The 17,741-nt window shown below is 60.0% G+C and carries 19 protein-coding genes; 11 read left to right on the top strand and 8 right to left on the bottom strand.

Going from position 1 to position 17,741, the window contains the following annotated elements:
- The first annotated feature begins 1 nt into the window (after window position 1).
- From KX729_RS08310 to KX729_RS08295, 4 genes are all read left to right on the top strand, one after another.
- Entirely contained in the window at window positions 2-397 is a 396-nt protein-coding gene (locus tag KX729_RS08310) for a VOC family protein (RefSeq protein WP_219741977.1), read from the top strand.
- 12 nt (window positions 398-409) lie between these two features.
- Window positions 410-1,102, top strand: coding sequence for a uracil-DNA glycosylase (gene ung / locus KX729_RS08305; protein ID WP_219741976.1), 693 nt, complete (start codon window positions 410-412; stop codon window positions 1,100-1,102).
- A 142-nt stretch (window positions 1,103-1,244) separates the two neighbouring features.
- Complete coding sequence (locus KX729_RS08300) at window positions 1,245-2,174, top strand: VOC family protein (RefSeq protein WP_219741975.1); 930 nt, start codon at window positions 1,245-1,247, stop codon at window positions 2,172-2,174.
- 25 nt (window positions 2,175-2,199) lie between these two features.
- Window positions 2,200-2,814 (top strand): alpha/beta hydrolase, encoded by a 615-nt coding sequence (locus tag KX729_RS08295; protein ID WP_219741974.1) that lies wholly within the window; start codon window positions 2,200-2,202, stop codon window positions 2,812-2,814.
- 60 nt (window positions 2,815-2,874) lie between these two features.
- Here the strand turns inward: KX729_RS08295 and KX729_RS08290 are convergent, their stop codons facing one another.
- Window positions 2,875-3,822, bottom strand: a complete 948-nt coding sequence (locus KX729_RS08290; protein WP_219741973.1) for a DUF4344 domain-containing metallopeptidase — start codon at window positions 3,820-3,822, stop codon at window positions 2,875-2,877.
- 418 nt (window positions 3,823-4,240) lie between these two features.
- On the opposite strand from KX729_RS08290, the gene KX729_RS08285 reads away from it, so the two are divergent.
- The 6 genes from KX729_RS08285 to KX729_RS08260 all read left to right on the top strand — a co-directional run bounded on the left by KX729_RS08285 (window position 4,241) and on the right by KX729_RS08260 (window position 10,130).
- Window positions 4,241-4,693: a MarR family winged helix-turn-helix transcriptional regulator gene (locus KX729_RS08285; protein ID WP_219741972.1), complete on the top strand. Its 453-nt coding sequence runs from the start codon at window positions 4,241-4,243 to the stop codon at window positions 4,691-4,693.
- Between the two features lie 12 nt (window positions 4,694-4,705).
- Window positions 4,706-5,881: an HlyD family secretion protein gene (locus KX729_RS08280; protein WP_219741971.1), complete on the top strand. Its 1,176-nt coding sequence runs from the start codon at window positions 4,706-4,708 to the stop codon at window positions 5,879-5,881.
- Window positions 5,874-7,418, top strand: a complete 1,545-nt coding sequence (locus KX729_RS08275; RefSeq protein ID WP_219741970.1) for a DHA2 family efflux MFS transporter permease subunit — start codon at window positions 5,874-5,876, stop codon at window positions 7,416-7,418. The genes KX729_RS08280 and KX729_RS08275 overlap by 8 nt, the downstream gene beginning before the upstream one ends.
- 262 nt (window positions 7,419-7,680) lie before the next feature.
- Window positions 7,681-9,105 (top strand): aldehyde dehydrogenase family protein, encoded by a 1,425-nt coding sequence (locus KX729_RS08270; RefSeq protein ID WP_219741969.1) that lies wholly within the window; start codon window positions 7,681-7,683, stop codon window positions 9,103-9,105.
- Window positions 9,095-9,496 carry a RidA family protein gene (locus KX729_RS08265; protein ID WP_219741968.1) on the top strand — a complete coding sequence of 134 codons (402 nt, stop codon included), beginning with the start codon at window positions 9,095-9,097 and terminating at the stop codon, window positions 9,494-9,496. Before KX729_RS08270 ends, KX729_RS08265 begins: the two co-directional genes overlap by 11 nt.
- 205 nt (window positions 9,497-9,701) lie before the next feature.
- Window positions 9,702-10,130: a L,D-transpeptidase gene (locus tag KX729_RS08260; protein WP_025603042.1), complete on the top strand. Its 429-nt coding sequence runs from the start codon at window positions 9,702-9,704 to the stop codon at window positions 10,128-10,130.
- 71 nt (window positions 10,131-10,201) lie between these two features.
- Here the strand turns inward: KX729_RS08260 and KX729_RS08255 are convergent, their stop codons facing one another.
- Window positions 10,202-10,777, bottom strand: coding sequence for a transglycosylase SLT domain-containing protein (locus tag KX729_RS08255; RefSeq protein ID WP_025603040.1), 576 nt, complete (start codon window positions 10,775-10,777; stop codon window positions 10,202-10,204).
- Between the two features lie 91 nt (window positions 10,778-10,868).
- Between KX729_RS08255 and KX729_RS08250 the strand changes: the two genes are divergently transcribed.
- A complete protein-coding gene (locus tag KX729_RS08250) occupies window positions 10,869-11,483 on the top strand; it encodes a GNAT family N-acetyltransferase (protein WP_219741967.1) in 615 nt (204 codons plus the stop codon).
- 2 nt (window positions 11,484-11,485) lie between these two features.
- Here KX729_RS08250 and KX729_RS08245 read toward each other — a convergent pair whose 3' ends face one another.
- The 6 genes from KX729_RS08245 to KX729_RS08220 all read right to left on the bottom strand — a co-directional run bounded on the left by KX729_RS08245 (window position 11,486) and on the right by KX729_RS08220 (window position 17,701).
- The gene (locus KX729_RS08245) at window positions 11,486-12,064 is read right to left on the bottom strand and encodes an NAD(P)H-dependent oxidoreductase (RefSeq protein ID WP_219741966.1); all 579 of its coding nucleotides are present in this window, start codon (window positions 12,062-12,064) and stop codon (window positions 11,486-11,488) included.
- Window positions 12,064-13,470 carry an FAD-binding oxidoreductase gene (locus KX729_RS08240; RefSeq protein WP_219741965.1) on the bottom strand — a complete coding sequence of 469 codons (1,407 nt, stop codon included), beginning with the start codon at window positions 13,468-13,470 and terminating at the stop codon, window positions 12,064-12,066. The genes KX729_RS08245 and KX729_RS08240 overlap by 1 nt, the downstream gene beginning before the upstream one ends.
- 63 nt (window positions 13,471-13,533) lie before the next feature.
- Window positions 13,534-14,844 carry a cytosine deaminase gene (locus KX729_RS08235; protein WP_376775941.1) on the bottom strand — a complete coding sequence of 437 codons (1,311 nt, stop codon included), beginning with the start codon at window positions 14,842-14,844 and terminating at the stop codon, window positions 13,534-13,536.
- The gene (locus KX729_RS08230) at window positions 14,844-15,680 is read right to left on the bottom strand and encodes an ABC transporter permease (RefSeq protein ID WP_025603028.1); all 837 of its coding nucleotides are present in this window, start codon (window positions 15,678-15,680) and stop codon (window positions 14,844-14,846) included. Before KX729_RS08230 ends, KX729_RS08235 begins: the two co-directional genes overlap by 1 nt.
- Window positions 15,680-16,504 (bottom strand): ABC transporter ATP-binding protein, encoded by an 825-nt coding sequence (locus KX729_RS08225; protein ID WP_219741964.1) that lies wholly within the window; start codon window positions 16,502-16,504, stop codon window positions 15,680-15,682. The genes KX729_RS08230 and KX729_RS08225 overlap by 1 nt, the downstream gene beginning before the upstream one ends.
- Before the next feature lie 180 nt (window positions 16,505-16,684).
- Window positions 16,685-17,701, bottom strand: coding sequence for an ABC transporter substrate-binding protein (locus tag KX729_RS08220; protein ID WP_219741963.1), 1,017 nt, complete (start codon window positions 17,699-17,701; stop codon window positions 16,685-16,687).
- Between the last annotated feature and the right edge of the window lie 40 nt (window positions 17,702-17,741).

Here is a 17,741-nt window from a genome sequence, read left to right as displayed (position 1 = left end):
TATGGCCAAGCTGGTCCATTCGATGATCCGCGTGCTGGAAGAGGCGCGCTCGGTCGAGTTCTACGACAAGGCATTTGGCCTGAAGGTGGCCGATCGCGTGCCGTTCGACGGATTCACGCTGATCTATCTTGCTAATCCGGAAACCGGTTTCGAGCTGGAATTCACGGTGAATACCAGCCGCACCGAACCTTACGATCTCGGCAACGGCTATGGCCACCTGGCAGTCACGGTCGAGGATATTGAAGCGGAATACCAGCGCTTTACCGCTCTTGGCTTTACCGTCGGCAAGCTGGTCGAGATGCCGCATGAAGGCAAGCCGTTCGCGCGGTTCTTCTTCGTGACCGACCCGGATGGTTATAAGACGGAAGTGATCCAGCGCGGCGGGCGTTTTAAGTAAAGGAAAGAAGCCATGGCGGAAGGCGATATCAAGCTCGAGGAAAGCTGGAAGTTCGCGCTCGAGGCGGAGTTTTCCGATCCTTACATGGCGGAGCTGAAGCGGTTTCTCGTCGCCGAGAAACAGGCCGGCAAGCACATCTTCCCCAAGGGTTCGGAATATTTCCGGGCGCTCGACCTGACGCCGCTCGACGAGGTGAAGGTGGTGATCCTCGGCCAGGATCCGTATCACGGTCAGGGCCAGGCGCATGGGCTTTGCTTTTCGGTCAAGCCCGGCGTGCGCATCCCGCCGTCACTGGTCAATATCTACAAGGAAATGCAGAGCGATCTCGGCATTCCGCCCGCCAATCACGGGTTTCTGGAGCATTGGGCGGAGCAGGGTGTGCTGTTGCTCAACAGCGTGCTGACGGTAGAAGAGGGCAAGGCCGCCGCACATCAAGGCAAGGGCTGGGAGCGCTTTACCGATGCGGTAATCCGCACCGTCAACGACGAATGCGACGGCGTCGTGTTCATCCTATGGGGTTCTTATGCCCAAAAGAAAGCAGCCTTCGTTGATACGGAACGGCATCTGGTCATCAAGTCGGCGCACCCGTCGCCCCTGTCTGCCCATAACGGCTTCCTGGGGTCGCGGCCGTTCTCCAAGGCCAACGAATACCTGCAGTCGATCGGCAAGGACCCGGTCGATTGGCAACTTCCGGATCGTGTCTGATCGGTGAACGATCGGTCATCGTTCGTCAACAATAAGCGAACAATGCGTTCGGATGTGATCGTCTATCCAATTCGACCCTGATCGACCAAATATCACTCCAGAACAACGGGCCGCCGGTGCGGCTCTTGAGAAGGAGTTTAAAATGCTCGACCAGATCAAAGGCCTCCACCACGTCACTTCGATGGCTGGCAATGCCGGTACCAACAACAAGTTCTTCACGGATACGCTCGGCCTGCGCCGGGTCAAGAAGACCGTCAATTTCGACGCTCCGGATGTCTACCATCTCTATTACGGCGACGAAACCGGCACGCCCGGCTCGGTGATGACCTACTTCCCTTTCCCGCACATCGCCCGTGGTCGTCCCGGCACCGGCGAAGTCGGTACGACGCTGTTTTCGGTGCCGGAAGGCACGCTCGGTTACTGGACCGACCGGCTGACCAAAGCCGGCGTTGACGGTCTGAAGGCCGACAGCGCCTTCGGTGAAAACCGTCTGCAGTTTGCGGGTCCGGATGGCGATGGTTTTGCCCTCGTCGAAGTGAAGGACGACAAGCGTGCTCCCTGGACCGGCAATGGTGTCGGCGAAAGCGAAGCGATCCGTGGTTTCCACTCCGCTTCGTTCCGTCTTCGCGATGATGGCGCCACCAGCGAGCTGTTGAAGTTCATGGGTTACGAACAGATCGATGCCAGGGATGGCGTGACCCGCTTCGGCATGCCGGGCGGTAACGGCGCAGATTTCATCGATGTCGAAACCATGCCGAATATCAGCGGTGCTCGGCTCGGCGCCGGTTCGGTCCATCACATCGCCTTTGCGGTCGACAACCGTGAAAAGCAGCTCGAAGTCCGCAAGGCGCTGATGGATACCGGCTACCAGGTCACGCCGGTCATCGACCGCGATTACTTCTGGGCGATCTATTTCCGCACGCCGGGCGGCGTGCTGTTCGAAATCGCCACCAACGAGCCCGGCTTCGACCGCGACGAGGATACCGCCCATCTCGGCGAGGCTCTGAAGCTGCCCTCGCAGCACGAGCACCTGAGAAGCGAACTTGAAAAGGATCTCGAGCCGATCGCTTAAAGGCTTCGAGTTCAAGGAGATCAAGATGAGTTACGACAGCTATGTGCACCGGGCACGGCCCGGTGCACCGGGTGCGCCGATCCTGTTCGTCTTCCACGGCACCGGCGGCGACGAGAACCAGTTCTTCGACTTCGGCTCCCGACTTCTGCCGGGCGCCACGGTGATATCGCCACGCGGCGATGTTTCAGAACACGGTGCGGCCCGCTTCTTCCGGCGCAAGGCGGAGGGCGTCTACGATTGCGACGATCTTGCCCGGGCGACCGAGCGGATGGGCGAGTTCGTGACCGCCAATCGTGAGCGCTACGAGTCCTCGACCGTGCTTGGCCTCGGTTTCTCGAATGGCGCGAATATTCTCGCCAATATTATGATCGAGAAGCCGGGCCTGTTCGAGGCAGGCGTGCTGATGCACCCGCTGATCCCGTTCCAGCCGGGCGACCGGAAGAACGAAGAAAAAGCGCATGTGCTGATCACCGCCGGCCAGCACGATCCCATCTCGCCGGTGCCGCTGACTACCGAGCTGGCCGATTACTACAAGCGGCAGGGCGACGCGGTCACGCTGGAATGGCATTCGGGCGGTCATGAAATCCGGCCGAACGAGATCGAAGCGGCCAAGACGTTTTTCCGACCCTATGGTGCCTGAAACCAAAAACACCCGGCTTGACCCAAGCCGGGTGTTTTCGTCTGCCATGCGGCGGTGGATTTATTTGCGCGGCGTTGCCGTGCCAATGATATTTTTCGAGATTGTTGGCTTGGTGCTGCTCTCTTCTTCGTCACTCTCATTGCTGGCGCTTTCGCTGTTGTCGCCGCTTTCCTCCTCGCGGAAATATTTGGCGACGGTCTGCGTGTGATATTGCATCAACTCGTAGCAATAGGTGACTTCGCGTTCGTCGGCTGACCAATAGGCGTTCGGCTCGCCGCATTCGGCGGCCGTCAGCTTGATGCCGTCCTTCAGCACGTAGAGGCTGGAAAGCAGCTCGCTGAGAAGATCGAGCACCTTCGCTTCCTTGACGAGGTCTACATAGTCCTTGAGATCCTTGGTCTTGGCGGGCTTGTAGGTGATCGTGAACTTGCTCTTCTTGTCGCCGGTGCGCAGATGCGGCTTCAACACGCCGAACCAGCTGTCATGCGCTTTCTGGAATTCGCCGGCGCATTCCTGGCGGCGGTTCTGCGGCATCTCGACATCGTCGGCGGACTGCTTGAACTTCTTCGGGTCCTTGCCGACCATCAGGCAGACCATGTTGAAGGCGCGTTGGCGGTCGAGCCCATGGGCGTCCCACAGCGCCTGTTCCTCTTCGGCCGCTTCGCTGGCATCGGCGGAAAAGGTCCAGCCATCGACCGAGTCGATCAGGGCCGTATCGAAAACATCGTCATCAGCTTCGAGAAGCAGCAGGGTGGAAAGCGTATCCACCGCATCCTCTTCACGGCCGAGAACCGGCAGGCCGAATTCCGACACCAGCAGATGGCCAGCCTCGTGGAACATGAAGAACAGCGCATTGCCGAAGGCGAATTCGACGCTGTCTTCGATCTGTTTTTCGGAAAGATCCTTCAGGTCCTGCTGAAGCGTATCGGCGTGGGCGGCGGAAGCGGACATTGCCAGCAGGCCGGCAAGAGCGCCGGCGCGGGCATAATTCAGGAAACTGCGTCGCATCGAACATTCTGCCTTTCGTGAACGTTGGCCCGCACGTGACCGCGAGCGCTGCGGGATGTTGCCTGCCGCCTTGCATTCTCTACTGACACAGAGAGCTTAATTCTCGATAAATTCTTGGTATATAAGCATAAACTGCTATTTCGAAACGCTTTTCCAAGCTTCGTTTCGATTGTCCTGCCTGCGATGGTTAGGAAATTCCTAAATCCTGTCGCCGCTCGCCGAATTGCTTCTTTAGAGTGAGGAGTTTTACTTTGGTCCAAAGCCTGGTCGCAACTTTTCGGAAAGCATGTGAAGCATAACGGATTCACGCGCTGCACGAAAGTGTGAAGGCGCTGGTAACAGGTTGTCGCAGCTGCACCGATTGTTAATGGCTCGAAGAATATATACATGCTTATCATCAGCAAGCTAGTTTTCCGCCATGCCCAACAATGCCCCGACCCTCGGCTTTCTCCTGAATGACGTTGCGCGCCTGTTTCGCAAGCGCTTCGAGCAACGGGCGAAGGATGTCGGCCTGACAAGGGCACAGTGGCAGACGATCGCCTATCTCGCCCGTTGCGAGGGCATCCATCAGAAGGCACTGGCGGAACTGCTTGAGATTTCGCCGATCTCGCTGATGCGGGTGCTCGACAATCTCGCCGAACGCGGCTTGGTCGAGCGTCGTCCGCATGAAACCGACCGGCGGATCACGCTGCTTTATACGACCGAAAGCTCGCGCGCTTTGCTCGACGACGGCCGCGCGCTCGGCGAGGCGACCCGCCAGGACGCTCTGCAAGGCATCTCGGACGCCGACCGTGCCCGACTTTACGAAATTCTAGAACAGATGAAATCCAACCTCGTCACGGCCTGCCGCATGCCGGCCGACAAAGCTTGAAGACGTTCTCCCATGACCGACAATTCCGCACGTTCGCCCGAAGCTGGTTCCGAAACCAGCAATATCACCGTCCTTGAAACCGCCAGCCAGCCGCTGCCGGAAGTGCCGAAGCCGAAGAAGCGCCGCAGCCTCAAGCGCCCGCTGCTGTTTGCGCTTCTGCCCGTTGCGCTCGTGGTGGGCGGTTATTATTACGTCGAGGGCGGGCAGATCATGTCCACAGACAACGCCTATCTGCAGGCCGATATCGTCGGCGTCTCGACGGATGTCGCTGGCACCGTCGCTTCGGTCAACGTGCATGAGAACGAAGAGGTGAAGCAGGGCCAGACCCTCTTCACCCTGAAGCCGGACAGTTTCAGGATCGCGCTTGCTGGCGCGCAGGCGAAGCTCGGTGCCGCCCGCAACCAGCTTCTGAACCTGCAGGCTTCCTACAAGGAATCTCTGACCCAGATCGCCCAGGCGCAGGCCGATATTCCCTATTACCAGACCGTGCTGGAACGCCAGCAGCGGCTGATCTCGGGTGCTGCCGCCACGCAGGGCGCCTATGACGATGCTAAGCACAATCTCGATGCAGCCAAGCAGAAAGTGGATGTCGCGCAGGCGCAGGCCCAGTCGACGCTTGCCCAGCTCGGCGGCAATGCCGATCAGCCGATCGAGCAGAATCCGATCTATCTGCAAGCCCAGTCGGCGGTTGACGATGCGCAGCGGCAGCTGGACGACACGGTTGTCAAAGCGCCGTTCGACGGCATCGTCACCAATGTCAGCGCATTGCAGATCGGCAGCTATCTGGACGCCGCGCAGCAGGGTTTTTCGCTGGTTTCGACCAGGGACATGTGGATCAACGCCAATCCGAAGGAGACCGAGCTGACCTATGTGAAGCCCGGCCAACCGGTGACGATCACCGTCGACAGCTATCCGGGCGTCGAGTGGAAGGGCCAGGTCGCCAGCGTCAGCCCGGCTTCCGGCGCAAGCTTTGCGCTGCTTCCGGCGCAAAACACCTCCGGCAACTGGGTGAAGGTCGTGCAGCGCATTCCGATGCGGGTGACGATCGATACGGCAAGCGCTGACTGCAAGCCGCCGCTGCGCGCCGGCATGAGCACGGTGGTGGACGTAGATACGGGCCACAAGCGCGGCCTGCCGGAATTTGCCCAGAAGCTGGTCGATATGTCGAAGGCCTACGCACATGAGTAACACGGCTTCACCAGCGGCATCCGCCGTGGTGGCCAATCGCGGCGCTATCACGGCCTGCGTCATTCTCGCCGTTATCATGCAGGCCCTCGACACGACCATCGCCAACGTGGCGCTGCCGTATATCCAGGGCAGCGTGGCGGCCTCCGCCGACCAGATCAACTGGGTGCTCACTTCTTATATCGTCGCCGCGGCGATCATGACGCCTCCGTCCGGCTTCCTTGCCGCCAAGTTTGGCCGCAAGCGGGTTCTGCTCGGGGCGATCACCGGTTTCGTCGCCGCTTCCATCCTATGCGGGCTTGCCCAGTCACTGCCGCAGATCGTCGGGTTCCGCCTGATGCAGGGCCTGTTCGGCGCGGCTCTCGTGCCGCTGTCGCAGGGCATCATGCTCGATATCTATTCCGTGGAAGAGCGTGGCTCGGCGATGGCGCTGTTCGGCGTCTCGGTCATGGTTGGTCCGGTGCTCGGGCCTGTGATCGGCGGCTGGCTCACCGACAATATCAGCTGGCGCTGGGTGTTCTACATCAACGTGCCGATCGGCGCGCTCGCCTTCTTCGGAATTACCGCATTCGTGACCGAAACGAAGATCGATGCGCAGGCGAAACTCGACTGGTTCGGTTTCGGCATGCTGTCGATCGCGATTGCCTCGCTGCAGCTCTTCCTCGATCGCGGCCAGCAGCTCGACTGGTTTTCGTCGAGCGAGATCATCGTCGAGGCGCTCGTCTGCGCCAGCGCCTTTTATCTGTTGCTCGTCCACACGTTCACGACGGAAAAGTCGTTCATCAATCCGCGGCTTTTCCTCGACCAGAATTTTGCCGTCAGCATGCTGTTCATCTTCGTGATCGGCGTCACCTATCTCGCCTCGCTGGCGCTGATGACGCCGTATCTGCAGTCGTTGATGGGGTATCCGGTCATCACTGCCGGCATCGTCATGGGACCACGCGGGCTCGGCACGATGGCCTGCATGTTCCTGGTCGGCCGGCTGGTCGGCAAGGTGGATACGCGCATCCTGCTGTTCCTCGGCTTCTCGATTACCGCCTGGGCGATGTACGACATGATGGGCTGGACGCCGGATGTCTCGCAATGGACGATCATCTATGTCGGCTTCATCCAGGGCGCCGGTCTTGGCTTCCTGTTCGTGCCGCTGACGACGATCGCCTTTGCGACGCTGCCCGCCCATATGCGCGGCGACGGCACCGGCCTTTACAACCTGTCGCGCAATATCGGCTCCAGCGTCGGCATTGCCGTGGTTTCGGCGCTGCTGGTCGAGAATGTGCAGCGCAATCATGCGGACATGGCGAGCTACATCACGCCGTTCAATCCGATGCTTCACACTAAGGCTGCCGCAGGGCTTGACCCGATGACGGCCACAGGTGCTGCCTCGCTCGACAATCTCATCACGCTGCAATCGACGATCATCGCCTATATGGACGATTTCAAGCTGCTGATGATCATGTCGCTTGTGGTCATGCCGCTGATCCTGGTGCTCAGGAAGCCGGCAAGGCCACCGGTGGTGGATCATAGTGCGGCGATGGAATAGTTCGTCTAACGTATCCGCACCAAAATTGCCCCTCACCCTAACCCTCTCCCCGCATGCGGGGAGAGGGGACGTGCCTAGCTCGACGTTGGAGAGGGACGGATAGGTTGCCGCGATTGTCCTTCTCCCCGTCAGAACGGGGAGAAGGTGCCGGCAGGCGGATGAGGGGCAAATGCCCTCACTTTTATACTTCCGGGCTTGCCGCGGAAATTGTGATCGCCGATAGTGCCTCACCATTTCCGCGTCGCATTCCGGGAGGTCGACCATGAGCAACCATCTGAAATTCTTCATTGACGGCGCCTGGGTCGAACCCGCTATCCCCGTGGCGCTCGATGTCATCGATCCGTCGACCGAAGAGGCCTATACGCAGATCGCCCTGGGTTCCAAGGCGGATGTCGACAAGGCGGTGGCGGCCGCCAAGGCTGCTTTTACCGCCTTTTCCCAGTGGTCGCATGCGGAACGGCTGGCGCTCCTGAAGCGCATCCTTGCCGAATATGAAAACCGCTACGAGGATATCGCCAAGGCGGTTTCGCAGGAGATGGGCGCACCACTTGCCTTCGCCCGCGATGCGCAGGCGGCTGCCGGTCACGGCCACCTCAAGGCGACGATCGAGGCCTTCGAGAAATACGAATTCACCGAACAGCGCGGCAGCACGCTGGTCGTCAAGGAGCCGATCGGCGTCTGCGCGCTAATCACGCCGTGGAACTGGCCACTCAACCAGATCACCTGCAAGGTCGGCCCGGCAATTGCCGCCGGCTGTACGATGGTGCTGAAACCTTCCGAGATCGCGCCGATCTCCGGCATCATCTTTGCCGAAGTGATGGAAGCCGCCGGCACGCCGAAGGGCGTCTTCAATCTCGTCAACGGCACCGGCCCGGATGTGGGCCAGGTAATGGCCGGCCACCCGGATGTCGACATGGTTTCCTTTACCGGCTCGACACGGGCCGGTATCATCGTCGCGAAGACCGCTGCCGATACCGTGAAACGTGTGGCGCAGGAGCTTGGAGGCAAATCGCCGAACATCGTCTTGCCGGATGCGGATTTCGAAAAGGCAGTGACGGACGGCGTGACCACTTGCTTCGGCAATTCCGGCCAATCCTGCGACGCGCCGACCCGCATGCTGGTGCCGGCCGCACGTCACGAAGAGGCGCTCGGCATCGCCAAGGCTGCGGCTGAGAAGCTGACAACCGGCGATCCGCGCACGGAGGGCGTCGATCTCGGGCCTGTCGTCAGCCAAATCCAGTTTGACAAGATTCAGCGGCTAATCGAGGCCGGCATCGCCGAAGGCGCGACACTCGTCACCGGCGGTCCGGGCCGGCCGGAAAACCTCAACCGCGGCTATTACATCCGTCCGACCGTGTTCGGTAACGTCACCAACGACATGACGATCGCGCGGGAGGAAATCTTCGGGCCGGTGCTGTCCATCCTGCCTTACGAGAGCGAGGAGCAGGCGATCGAGATCGCCAACGACACGCCCTATGGGTTGGCGGCTTATATCCAGGGTGAGCTTGGCCATGCCCGCAAGGTCGCGGCGCGGCTGCGTGCCGGCTCGGTCTATATCAACGGGCCGGACTGGGATCTGTTTGCGCCATTCGGCGGCTACAAGCAGTCCGGCAACGGGCGCGAATATGCTGATTGGGGCATTCATGACTTCCTCGAAATCAAGGGTATTGTCGGCCATGGCGCCTGATCCGAAACGGACCTTCAATCCGCCTTCTGTGCGAAAGCCGTTCGGCGGATACAATCACGGCCTGCTGGTGCCGCCCGGCGCCAGCCTGCTGGTGACCTCAGGCCAGCTTGGCATTTCGACCGAGGACAAGATCCCGCCTGGTGTCGCGGCTCAGGCCGAACTCTGCTTCCAGGCGATCGGCGCGATACTCGACGAGGCGGGCATGACCTATGCGGACGTCATCCGCATTGCCGGCTTCGTCACGACCCGTGAGGATTTCCCCGCCTATATGGCGGTGCGCGACCGCTATACGCTCGATCCGAAACCTGTCTCGACGCTGATCGTGGTCGGCGGTTTCACTCGGGCGGAATTCCTTGTCGAGGTGGAGGTTACGGCGGCGAAAGTCTTTTAGTTCGGCCGTAACAATTGACGCTATGATTATCAGCCGCATTTCAATGATTGTGAGCGAGATTCATTTTTTATTGATCACGCGATCGTTTTTACTGATTTTAAAAGTTCCATACTTGTGATTTGCCAGAAATCGGCACCTGCCCTTAAGTATTCTTTGAGCTGAAAGGGGTATCAGCTTGTTACAGGGGCAAAGAGTGGGGGTTTCAATGCGCAAGTTCTTAGGTGCAGCCGCAGCGCTTGTCTGCGCGCAGTTTCTCGCGCCTTCGGCGTTTTCCGCAAGTCTCGTCGCCAGCGTTAGTCTGGACACGCAGACGATGACGGTCAGCCAGGATGGCATCGTCACGCACGAATGGAAGGTCTCGACCGCGCGGCCGGGTTATTCGACACCGGTCGGCGTCTGGAGCGCCAAATGGCTGTCGCGCGATCATCGTTCGCGCAAGTATGACGATGCACCGATGCCGTTCGCGGTTTTCTACAATGGCGGTTATGCCGTGCATGCGACCTTCGAGACCAAACGTCTCGGCCGTCCGGCTTCGCATGGTTGCATTCGCCTGCATCCGCAAAACGCCGCCACCTTTTTCTCGCTCGCCAGCCAGTATGGCCTGTCGAACACGCGGATCGTCGTCAGCCGTTAGTTTTGACCTGTCGAGCGGTTCAGCTTGCTGCCAACGCCATGAATGGGCGTTGGCAAACCTGTGTCGCTATATCAATAACCGCAGCCTCTGAGCTGCTGTTCATATTGCCGTGCCATGTTGGCTGATTTCTGGGCGGCGCCGCGAATGCCGCTGGTGAACTGACCGCGTTCGTAACCCGCATGGCCGGCATAATAGGCGAGGTAGAGGTTATATCCGTCAGTCAGCGGAATGCCGTTCTTCTGGCTGCTGCGATGATGATACCAGCCGACAAAATGGATGGCGTCGCCGAAATCGCTGCGGCTGGCGCTCCAATGGCCGGTATCGGCCTTGTAGGTGGCCCATGTGCCGTCCAGCGCCTGCGCATAACCATAGGCCGATGAAATGCGGCCCCAGGGAATGAAGCCGAGAATGTATTTCCGCTGCGGTTTGGCATAGGGCTGGAAACCGGACTCGACGTAGATCGTCGCCATCAGGATCGGCACCGGCACGCCGAATTCGCGCTCGACACGCTTGGCCTGCCGCGACCAGTTGTTGAAAAGACCATCCCGCTGCTCAAAGATCGCGCAGGCATTGTTGATCCGGCTCGGCGCAGAGGCGCAAGCGGACAAGGTGATGGCCATGAGGGCGATGAAAAACGCAATACGCATCGCACTATCTCTCTGTGTTCCGAGAGATTAATGACAGGTAAAATTTAAAGAAAAGTTTAACGGGTTTGCGAGGGGTATAGCGAGGTGGCGAATGACGTCAATACTGGAGACGGAAAGGCTTCAGCTCAGAGAGGTCATCCAAGCTGATTTGCCGGTACTGCACCAGATTTTCAGCGACCCCGAAAGCATGCGCTACTATCCGAGTGCTAAAAGCTTCGAGGAGACCGTTACATGGTTCGAGAAGCTTGCCTTCCGTAGTTATCGCGAGCATGGGTTCGGCCTCTGGGCCATCGTGGAAAAGACAAGCGGTGAGGTGATTGGCGATTGCGGAATCACCATTCAGCCCACTTCCCGTGGCTTGGAACCGGAGATCGGCTATCATTTGCGGCGGGAATATCTCGGTCGCGGTTATGCTTACGAGGCGGCGTCTGCCTGCCTAGATCATGGTTTTGGGACATTGGCTCTTGACCGCATCGTCTCGATCGTCAGCCCGGAAAATAAGCCTTCACAGCGGGTCGCAGCGCGAGTGCATCAACGATGGGAAATATATCAGACGACTACCAAAGCAGGACTTGAGGTAGATAGGCTGTTGTTCATCAGCGAAAAGGGAAGGGACAAATCATCAGGTTCGTGCCCAAATGCTGAAACGCGCATAGCGATGGTGGAGCCCGATGTCTTAGCCTTGATGCGCCAAGGCCAAACGTAAACCTAAAATCGCTCCATTTCCCGCTTCACCTTGCCCAGAAACGCAGCTCGCGTTTCCGGCGTGCAATTGTTCATGTTGTAATGCGCCAGGAACTTCACCGCCCGAGCCGGATTGGTCTGGACCCTCAGCACCCGTTTCGCCAGTTTGCGCGGCGGGTCGCCGGCCAGGAAGGCGCGCCAGCGGGTGGCGCCGTAGGTGGTGATGACTGCGACCTTTTCGATATGGAGCTTGCGGGTCAGCACGCCGTCCTTCAGTTCGAAGGTGATGCCGGGGAGCCAGACTCGGTCGAAATAGCCTTTCAGCATGGCCGGCCAGCCGAAATTCCAGACGGGGGTGACGATGACGAGGCCTTCCGCTTTCTGCAGGCGGTCGACATAGGGTTTCACCAGCCCCAGATTGTCCGGGTAGGTGTGGTAGATCATCCGGTCATGGCGGGACATGACCGGATCGAAGTTTTCGGCATAAAGATTGCAGTCATCCACCTCATGCCCGGCCTTCTGCAGGCTTTCGCGAGCCTGCCGGTAAAGGGCATTGCTAAAACTTTCCTCGACCGGATGAGAGTGGATGAGCAGGACCCGCATCAGCCGTCTGCCACTGCGAGGCCGGGGAAGAGGTAGTTCTTGCCGGCGGAGAAATCGAAATCGGGATTGTCCCAGGCGATCATTTTGCCGGGGTTCAGCAGGCCCTTCGGATCGGTTTCCTTCTTAAAGGCGAGCTGCACGACGTCGGTCTGTTTCATGCCGCCTTCTTCCAGCGTGTAACGGTGCGGGTTGAAGATCGGGCAGCCGTGGTCGCGGTGGATCTGCATGATCTCCTCCAGCCGCTCTTTCGTCGTGTAACGGACGAGCGGCAGACCGGAGCACTGTATGCGGCCGTCGAATTTTATGAATTCCAGGTGGCCGGGCACTTCGTCGCCGAAGATTTCCGTCATCTTCTGCACCTTGGCGACATGGTCCGGACCCGGATACTGGACCTGCAGATAGGTGAAACCGGGATCGACCTTCAGGGCGCGCAGCGTCGTATGGTTCCAGGCGAGTTCATAGGCATGCGGGATGCCCTTCATGCTCTCCACCTTGTCGGAGCGGAACAGGATTTCGCCCTTCTGACGCTCGGTAAAGGCGGTAAACGCATCCATGGAATGCGGCGCGACCATCAGCACGCAGATCGACTGGCCGCGATGGCGGATGAACGGCTTGTGGCGTGGGAAATAGTCGTAGGGGATCGGAGCGGCGATCGGGGCGATTTCCTTGACGAGGATGCCGTTCTTATGGCCGATCGCATCGCCGAAGCGCACCGCGTCCATGAAATCGTCGTAACCGACCAGCACATCCACCCAATCGTAAGCCGGTGCGAGCGGCATCTCGACCTCGACGATGATGCCGTTGGTGCCGTAGGCATGGGTGACCTTCTGCAGGTCCCAGGCGGTAAGATCGAGCACGCGCGGCTCTGCTTCCATGGTGACGACGCGCAGGCGCAGGATATTGCCGAGATCGCGCAGGCCGCCCCAATGGATCGAGCCGACGCCGCCGGAGCCGCCAGCGATGAAGCCGCCGATCGTCGCCGTCTGGGCGGTCGAAGGGTGGAAGCGCAGTTCCTGGCCGGAATGGGCCTTGGTCTGGCGGTCGAGTTCGGCGATCACGATGCCCGGCTCGGCAATAACCCGGCCGGGATGAATTTCCTTGACCTTGTTCATGTTGATGAGGTTCAGCACGATGCCGCCGGAGAGCGGCATGGCCTGGCCGTAATTGCCGGTGCCGGCACCGCGCGGGGTGACGGGCACGCCATGCGCGAAGGCGACCTTCAGGACCTGGATGACCTCTTCCTCGGTCTTCGGCGACACGACGATATCAGCCGTTACGCCATCGAGTTCTTCCTTGAGCAGGGGGGAATACCAGTAGAAGTCGCGGCTCTTCTGGCGGACGAGGGCTGGGTTGTCCTCGATCGCGATGCCTGCGAGTTCCTGTTTGATCTTGGCATAATCCGGCATGTTATTTTTCCTTTTGGACCACGCGCTTGGCCGAAAACCGGCTTCCGCTTTTCGGGTGCATGGTCACTTGTCCAAAATGGGGTCCAGGTCACGATAATCCGGCAGGCGACGGTCGATGCCCTTGCCATTCCGCATCACGATGCGGTCGGCCTGCGGACGGGAAAGGAATTCGCTCCAGCGGCGGGCGCTGAAGAGGACGAGGTCGGCGGGCGAGCCTTCGGCGATGACGCCGATATCCGGCCGACCTAGGATTTCTGCCGGCGTCGAGGTGACGACACGGGCGGAGGTGTCAAGCGGGTGGTCGAGATGCAGGATGCGCACGGCCTCGCGAAAGACTTCGACCGGGTCCATGTCGCCATAGGCGTAGAAAGGATCGCGGGTATTGTCGGAGGAGACGGCGGTCTTGACGCCGGCGGCGGTCAGTTCGTGAAACAGCGTGACGCCGCGCCAGCGGGGGGTGCGGCCCGCATGGCGGTCCTGCAGGTACATGTTGCACATGGGCAGAGAGACGACGGAAAGGCCGGCTTCGGCGACCTTGTCGACGACGCGCTTGGCAACTTCATCGTCCTGCCTTGCCAGCGAACAGCAATGGCCGACGGTCACCGAGCCTTCGAAACGGTTGCGGATCTTCGCCTCGGCTACCTTTTCCAGCGCCAGAACCTGTTTGTCTTCGGTTTCGTCGACATGCAGGTCAATATCGAGGCCGTTGTCTGCAGCCGTGCGCATCAGCAGGTCGAGGCGGGCGTCGAGGTCCGGCCACATCTGCGGCACGCCCCCGAGCAGGCCGCCGTGTTCGGCGACGACCGAGACGAGATCGGCGAAGAATGCCTCGTCCCAGATATTGTCCATCGGGAAGAGGGCTACGGCCTGTAGCTCAATGCGGCCTTTCCATTCGACCCGCATTTCCGAGAAGACAGGGAAGGAAATGCGCGGCTGGGGAGGCAGGCTGTCGAGATGGGTGCGGATCAGCTTGGTGCCGTGCGCATAGGCCGTCTTCAGCGAGAATTCCATGCGGGCGCGCACGTCATCGGCCGACCAGTTCGCCTCGCGGTCGGCTCGGACATTATTGAGTGCGCCGATAAAGGAGCCGTCGGGGTTGCTGCGGCGGTCCCAGATATGGCCCTTGTCGAGATGGGTATGCATATCGGCGAAGCAGGGCCAGACCATGCCGCCCAGCATCTCGGCTTTCGGCAGATCGGCGGGGGCAGTGCCGGCGGGCAGGATCTTTTCGATCCTGCCATCGGCGATAATGATATCCGCATAGATCAAGCCTTCGCGGTCGCGGGCGGCAAAACCCTTGACCAACACCGCCGGTAAGGTTGCATCGGTCAGTACGAAACGTGGGGCATCCGGAAGTGTCATGAAACCAGTCATCAGTTTTCTCTCTTCAGGCTGCTTTCATGCCAGCGATGCAGGCTAAGCCAGGAAATGAAGGACGTGATGGCGAAGATCACCACGCCGAGCAGCGAGAGCAATACCAGGGCCGCAAAAAGCCTTGGAATATTGAGACGGTATTGCGATTCCAGCAGGCGGAAGGCGAGGCCGGAGCCTGCACCTGCAGAGCCTGCCGCAAATTCGGCGACGACGGCGGCGATCAGTGCGAGGCCGCCGCCGATCCTGAGGCCCGTCATGAAATAGGGGAGCGAGGAGGGCAGTTTCAGGTAAAGCAGCGTCTGCCAGCGCGAGGCACCGTAGAGATCGAAGAGGTTGAGCAGGTTGTGGTCGACGCTCTTCAGTCCCTGCACCATGTTGGACAGGATCGGGAAGAAGGCGACAAGGAAGGCGCAGATCAGCAGCGCGACCTGGGTGGTCGGCGCGTAGATCAGGATCAGCGGCGCGATTGCCACGATCGGGGTGACCTGCAGGATGACGGTGATCGGGTAGAAGGCCGTCTCGATCCATTTCGACTGGACAAGGAAGATGGCGATGCCGACACCGCCGATCAGCGCCAGCGTCAGCGCCTGCATGGTGATCTGCGTCGTGACCCAAAGCGCCGGCCAGAGCGTGCCCCAGTCGTTGTAGAGCGAAGTGGCGACAGCGAGTGGGCCGGGCAGGATATATTGCGGGATGCCATTGGCTGTGATGATCAGCTGCCAGAGCAGGATCAGCGCGACGACCACACAGATGGGGATGATCGTCCGCAGGATCGTTTCGCGATTGCGTCCGAAAAAGCCGGGTTTAGGCGGGGCGAGGGGCTGTGCTTCGCTCATCAATGTTCCTCCCCGCCGATCGCCTCGAGCAGCATGTTGGAGACTTTTTCGCAGGCCTGCCGATAGTCTTCCGAGGTGCGGTAATGGGCGTCGCGGCTCATGCTGGTGACGAGCGGGAAATCCGCATGCACCCGGCCGGGTCGCGCCTTCATCACCACGATGCGGTTGGAAAGATAGGCGGATTCGAAGACGGAATGGGTGACGAAAATGACGGTGATGCCGGTTTCTCGCCAGAGCCGCAGCACATCGTCGTTCAGCTTCTGGCGGGTGATTTCGTCGAGCGCCGCGAAGGGTTCGTCCATCAACAGCAGCTTCGGCTTGGTGACGAGCGCGCGGGCGATCGAGACGCGCATCTTCATGCCGCCGGAGAGTTCACGCGGATAGGCCTCGGCAAAATCCTGGAGGCCGACGGTGGCGAGTGTCTTCATGATCTCGTCGCGGGCGGCCGCTTTCGAGACGCCGCGCAGCTTCAGCGGCAGATAGACATTGCCGAACACCGTCTGCCACGGCATCAGCGTCGGCTCCTGAAATACGAAGGAAATATCGCCTTCCGGCAGACCTTTGGAGTTGATGCGCGAGCTTGGCCAGTCGATCGAGCCGGTCGAGACGTCGCCAAGCCCGGCGATGATGCGCAGCGCCGTCGACTTGCCGCAGCCGGAGGGGCCGAGCAGGCTGACGAATTCGCCACCCTCGACGGTGAGCGACATGCCGGAGAGTGCGAGCGTGCCGCTCGAAAACATCTTTGAGACGCTGCGCATCACGACCAGCGGGCGTTTGCGGGCATCTCCGGGTGCTGGCATCAGCGGGGCTTGAGGTGTGGTCATGCTTCACTCGATCAAGGGAGCGCTTCACCTTTCCCGCCAGGAAAGGTCCTCGGCGCAGGTAAGCACCTCCCCCTTGTGGGGAGGGGTTGGGGAGGGGACATCACTTGGAGTGAAAACCCCTCCCGCCTGCCGGCTACCCTCCCCACAAGGGGAGGGTTAAGTTTGCCGCACCGCCTATGCCTACTTCTTCAACGCCATTCCGACGCCCTTACAGACGAACTTGGTGGAATAAGCCTTCTTGTAATCCAGATCGGCTGGCTCGACGTTGATTGACACCATGCTATCGAAGAATTTCTTGTAGCGCTCGTCGGTCATGCAGCCGATACCCTTGGTTTCGGCATCGCCGGAAACCACGATGCCATATTCCTTCATCTTGGCGATGGAATAGGCGATCTGGCCATCTGTCATTTCCGGATTGTCCTTCTTAATCAGGTCGTTGGCGGCTTTGTTGTCGCCATAGAGATAGCTATACCAGCCCTCGATCGAGGCATCGACGAAACGCTGCACGACGTCGGGTTTCTTGTCGATCATCGGCTGCGTGGTGGTGATCATCGTCGAATAGGGGCCGTAGCCGGCATCGGCGATCAGGAAGACTTTCGGCTTCCAGCCGGCCTGTTTTTCGATCTCGTAGGGCTCCGAGGTCAGATAACCCTGCTGGGCGGATTTCTTGTCGGCGATGAAGGGGGCCGGGTTGAACGTGTAGGGCTTGAACTGCGCGTCGCTGAAGCCTTTGAAGTTCTTCTTCATCCACTCGAAATAGGTAACGTAGCCGTCCTTGCCCATGAAGATCGAGCCGGCCTTGGCGAGGTCCTCGAACTTGTCGATGCCGACATCCGGATGGGCCATCAGCACCTGCGGGTCCTTCTGGAAGATCGAGGCGACGCTGACCATCGGGATGCCCTGCTTGACGGCATCCATGTCACCCAGCGGGCCGCCCATGTAGAAATCGACCTTGCCGGCAATCAGCAATGCGCGGTTGGCCGCGTTCGGACCGCCCTGGACGATCTTCACCTTCAGGCCATGCTTCTCATAGGTGCCGTCGGCGACGGCCTGATAGAAGCCGCCATGCTCGGCCTGGGCAAGCCAGTTGGTGCCGTAGGAAACCTCATCGAGCGCGGCCGCGGGCTGAGCGGCGAATGCCGCCGCACTCAAGCCGAGCGCGGCCAGAAAACTCTTCATCGTCAATGTATTGGACATGGTGAGCTGTTCCCCTGTTAAACCGTGCGGCATCGTGAGA

It is taken from the genome of Neorhizobium populisoli (genome assembly GCF_019430945.1).
In the GTDB taxonomy this organism is placed as follows: Bacteria; Pseudomonadota; Alphaproteobacteria; order Rhizobiales; family Rhizobiaceae; genus Neorhizobium; species Neorhizobium populisoli.
This window is presented reverse-complemented; position numbering and strand designations above follow the sequence as displayed.

What these genes read in the sequence shown, in the direction of transcription:
- KX729_RS08295 (WP_219741974.1), top strand. Translation starts at nt 2,200, where the DNA reads ATGAGTTACGACAGCTATGTGCACCGGGCACGGCCCGGTGCACCGGGT.
- KX729_RS08245 (WP_219741966.1), bottom strand. Translation starts at nt 12,064, where the DNA reads ATGCGGGTCCTGCTCATCCACTCTCATCCGGTCGAGGAAAGTTTTAGC.
- KX729_RS08285 (WP_219741972.1), top strand. Translation starts at nt 4,241, where the DNA reads ATGCCCAACAATGCCCCGACCCTCGGCTTTCTCCTGAATGACGTTGCG.
- KX729_RS08280 (WP_219741971.1), top strand. Translation starts at nt 4,706, where the DNA reads ATGACCGACAATTCCGCACGTTCGCCCGAAGCTGGTTCCGAAACCAGC.
- KX729_RS08275 (WP_219741970.1), top strand. Translation starts at nt 5,874, where the DNA reads ATGAGTAACACGGCTTCACCAGCGGCATCCGCCGTGGTGGCCAATCGC.
- KX729_RS08260 (WP_025603042.1), top strand. Translation starts at nt 9,702, where the DNA reads ATGCGCAAGTTCTTAGGTGCAGCCGCAGCGCTTGTCTGCGCGCAGTTT.
- KX729_RS08265 (WP_219741968.1), top strand. Translation starts at nt 9,095, where the DNA reads ATGGCGCCTGATCCGAAACGGACCTTCAATCCGCCTTCTGTGCGAAAG.
- KX729_RS08255 (WP_025603040.1), bottom strand. Translation starts at nt 10,777, where the DNA reads ATGCGTATTGCGTTTTTCATCGCCCTCATGGCCATCACCTTGTCCGCT.
- KX729_RS08235 (WP_376775941.1), bottom strand. Translation starts at nt 14,844, where the DNA reads ATGACTGGTTTCATGACACTTCCGGATGCCCCACGTTTCGTACTGACC.
- KX729_RS08230 (WP_025603028.1), bottom strand. Translation starts at nt 15,680, where the DNA reads ATGAGCGAAGCACAGCCCCTCGCCCCGCCTAAACCCGGCTTTTTCGGA.
- KX729_RS08250 (WP_219741967.1), top strand. Translation starts at nt 10,869, where the DNA reads ATGACGTCAATACTGGAGACGGAAAGGCTTCAGCTCAGAGAGGTCATC.
- KX729_RS08310 (WP_219741977.1), top strand. Translation starts at nt 2, where the DNA reads ATGGCCAAGCTGGTCCATTCGATGATCCGCGTGCTGGAAGAGGCGCGC.
- KX729_RS08270 (WP_219741969.1), top strand. Translation starts at nt 7,681, where the DNA reads ATGAGCAACCATCTGAAATTCTTCATTGACGGCGCCTGGGTCGAACCC.
- KX729_RS08290 (WP_219741973.1), bottom strand. Translation starts at nt 3,822, where the DNA reads ATGCGACGCAGTTTCCTGAATTATGCCCGCGCCGGCGCTCTTGCCGGC.
- ung (WP_219741976.1), top strand. Translation starts at nt 410, where the DNA reads ATGGCGGAAGGCGATATCAAGCTCGAGGAAAGCTGGAAGTTCGCGCTC.
- KX729_RS08240 (WP_219741965.1), bottom strand. Translation starts at nt 13,470, where the DNA reads ATGCCGGATTATGCCAAGATCAAACAGGAACTCGCAGGCATCGCGATC.
- KX729_RS08220 (WP_219741963.1), bottom strand. Translation starts at nt 17,701, where the DNA reads ATGTCCAATACATTGACGATGAAGAGTTTTCTGGCCGCGCTCGGCTTG.
- KX729_RS08300 (WP_219741975.1), top strand. Translation starts at nt 1,245, where the DNA reads ATGCTCGACCAGATCAAAGGCCTCCACCACGTCACTTCGATGGCTGGC.
- KX729_RS08225 (WP_219741964.1), bottom strand. Translation starts at nt 16,504, where the DNA reads ATGACCACACCTCAAGCCCCGCTGATGCCAGCACCCGGAGATGCCCGC.